This is a genomic window from Microcystis sp. LEGE 00066 (genome assembly GCF_015207925.1).
Classification (GTDB): Bacteria; Cyanobacteriota; Cyanobacteriia; order Cyanobacteriales; family Microcystaceae; genus Microcystis; species Microcystis ichthyoblabe_A.
The window spans coordinates 1-2,319 of sequence record NZ_JADEVX010000321.1; the positions used below are offsets into that span (position 1 = coordinate 1).

The 2,319-nt window shown below is 46.1% G+C and carries 2 protein-coding genes; one reads left to right on the plus strand and one right to left on the minus strand.

The window, feature by feature from the left end; translation table 11 throughout:
- Nucleotides 1-1,649 (minus strand): DNA topoisomerase (ATP-hydrolyzing) subunit A (locus IQ224_RS23060; protein ID WP_194033537.1); only part of this gene is annotated, 1,649 nt, incomplete at its 3' end.
- 82 nt (nucleotides 1,650-1,731) lie between these two features.
- On the opposite strand from IQ224_RS23060, the gene IQ224_RS23065 reads away from it, so the two are divergent.
- Nucleotides 1,732-2,136 (plus strand): response regulator, encoded by a 405-nt coding sequence (locus tag IQ224_RS23065; protein WP_002744345.1) that lies wholly within the window; start codon nucleotides 1,732-1,734, stop codon nucleotides 2,134-2,136.
- The last annotated feature ends 183 nt before the right edge of the window (nucleotides 2,137-2,319 follow it).

Consider the following 2,319-nt stretch of genomic DNA (forward strand, 5'->3'; position numbering starts at 1 on the left):
GGTGTGGGGTGTGGAGTGTGGGGTGTGGGGAAGGAAACCTCTTTCGTCTCTGGTGGTGAAAATTTTTTCATCGGGACTGTCTCCTGTTTTTTAACAACAGAATCCTGTTTCTTCCCTGCTGCCTCCTGTTTCCTGTCCCCCGACTTGCCGGTGCGAATTTTTGTCCGTCTGCTATCGGCGAATTTTTTCTTTAAAGAGCGCAATTCTTTTTTCAGAGACTTGAGAAACTCCTGACGGTTATGGAGGAGGGTTTCCAATTGTTGAATTTTTGTTTGTAATTCCGTCGCTTCCGTCTCTAACTTTTGTCTTTCCAAACCGGTTAAACGACGCAGAGGCATAGCTAAGATAGAATCAGCTTGAGGGTCACTAATGCCCAATTCTGCCTGAAAACGATACTTAGCCGTCGTCCCATCGGGAGCATTTTTGAGAATATCCACCACTCGATCGATATTCTGCAAAGCTAATAATAAACCCTCCACTAAGTGTAAGCGATCGCTGGCCTGTTGCAACTCATCGCCATACTGACGGGTGAGAGTCGTTTCTCGAAAGCGCAAGAATTCCTGTAAAACTTGTTTTAAAGACAACTGCCGGGGTTGATTATCGACCAAAGCGAGGATAATCGCCCCAAAATTAGTCTGTAGGGCCGTTTGTTGGTATAAAGCGGCCAAAACCTGCTGCGGTTGACTTTCCCGCTTTAATTCAATCACCACCCGAATGCCTTCGCGATTGCTTTCATCGCGGATATCGGCAATTCCCTCCAATTTCCCTAAATTGACTAATTCGGCGATTTTTTCAATCCATGCCGCCTTATTCACCTGAAAAGGCAACTCAGTAACCACAATTGCCGTCCTTTCCCTTCGGCGCTTGCCCTCAATAATAATGGTTTCAGTTTTCGCCACTCCGCGCACGGGAATAATCCCCCTACCGGTGCGATAAGCCTCGCGAATGCCGGTATCATCTAAAATCTCGCCTCCCGTGGGAAAATCGGGACCGGGGATAATTTCTACTAACTTTTCCTCGCTTAAATCGGGATTATCGATCAAAGCGATTAAACCTTCCACCACTTCCCCTAAATTATGGGGAGGGATATTAGTCGCCATCCCTACCGCAATACCCGAACAACCATTAAGAATCAGTATCGGTAACTGAGCGGGTAAAACAACGGGTTCCTGTTGAGAATTATCAAAATTACTGCTAAAATTAACGATAGCTTCGCTAATTCCCCCTAAAACCGCCTGATCACCGATGCCGGCCAAACGGGTTTCTGTATAACGCATGGCCGCCGGGGGGTCGTTATCGATCGAACCAAAGTTACCATGGCCCGATAACAGTGGGTAACGACTGGAAAAATCCTGTACCATACGAACCAGTGCCTCGTACACTGACTGATCGCCATGGGGATGATATTTACCCAAGACATCCCCCACCACCCGCGCACATTTACGAAAAGGGCGATCGGGGGTTAAGCCCAGTTCGTGCATAGCGTATAATATGCGACGATGGACTGGTTTTAAGCCATCCCGTACATCCGGCAAGGCTCGCCCCACGATCACACTCATGGCATATTCTAGATAGGAGCGTTCCATCTCTTGGTGTAAGGCCGTGGGTATAATTTGACCACTAGCTAAGAAATCCAGTTGTTTGGCCATGAGTCTCTCGTTTTCAATCTGTCTAGCTGTGAATCATAAGGCATTTTGCCCTTTTTAACCTCGTTTATCCCTGAGCATCCCTATGACGACTGTTTTGATTGTAGAAGACGACCCGATTAATTTTCGCGTTTTTGCCAAAATTTTGACCAAACGAGGTGGTCTAGAGGTTAAAGGGACCGAAGATGTGGAAGAAGTGCTTCGTATTGCTCGGGACAAGAAAGCGGATGTGATCTTAATGGATGTCTCTCTCTCCCATAGTGTCTATGAAGGGAAAGCGGTAGATGGCATTAAAATCAGCCAAATTCTCAAAGCTAACCCCGAAACCGCCGATTTACCCGTTATTCTCGTCACCGCTCACGCTATGGAGGGCGATCGAGAGAATTTTCTCAAGCAGAGTCAGGCCGATGGTTATATTTCTAAACCGGTGGTTGATCACCAAGCTTTTGTTGAGCAAATTTTGGCGATCATCGATCAGAAGCCGGTCTAAGCTTTGAGTCTTCTTTTGTTAGTATATCAGTATTGATATAGGGTTTGCTGAATAAATCTAAAAACCTTGTTGGGTAATAATTTTAGACCTTTTATCAATCAAAAAGTACCAGATCTGGGAGTGATCGGGGGGAAAATCCCTAGACTTTTTCCCTGAAAATTAGGTAATTGACCCCCTCAAAAC